Here is a 577-nt window from a genome sequence, read left to right on the forward strand (position 1 = left end):
AAAAATGCCTGTATTGTTTGTCGGGCATGGTAGCCCGATGAATGTGTTGGATAAGGAAAATCCTTTCAATACCCACTATTTTTATGACTTAGGCAAGATTTTGTCGGGCTGAGACGATTTTGTAAAGGCCTCAGCTCCGATTTATCTTACATTAACTTTTCTTCCGGCGACGTTCACCAGGCAGCAGCATATCCGCCCATTTGATAATGTTGGCGACTTCTGCCGGATTGAGTTCGTAGAACTGGCCGCGTTTGAGGCGGTTTGGCAGACCGATGGGGCCGAAACCTACGCGGACGAGGCGGCTGACGGTCAGGCCTTGGCTTTCAAAAATACGGCGTACTTCGCGGTTGCGACCTTCTTTGATGACGACGTTGTACCATTTGTTTGCGCCTTCGCCGCCTTGTTCGTAGATGCGTTCGACTTTTGCCAAACCGTCTTCGAGCATGACGCCTTCTTCGGTCAGGACGCGCATTTGTTCGGTGGTCAGCTCGCCCAATACGCGCACTGCGTATTCACGTTCGACTTCAAAGCTAGGGTGGGCAAAGCGTTGAACCAGTTCGCCTGAAGTGGTCAGGAT

The 577-nt window shown here is 51.1% G+C and carries 2 pseudogenes; one reads left to right on the top strand and one right to left on the bottom strand.

Annotated features, from left to right (window positions below):
* Positions 1–70: pseudogene (locus ACTHUR_RS16375) on the top strand (dioxygenase); the annotation flags it as partial.
* Positions 71–151: 81 nt separating this feature from the next.
* Here ACTHUR_RS16375 and ACTHUR_RS16380 read toward each other — a convergent pair.
* Positions 152–577 (bottom strand): annotated as a pseudogene (locus ACTHUR_RS16380) (23S rRNA pseudouridylate synthase B); the annotation flags it as partial.

The sequence above is a fragment of the Neisseria sp. P0021.S007 genome, assembly GCF_051956855.1.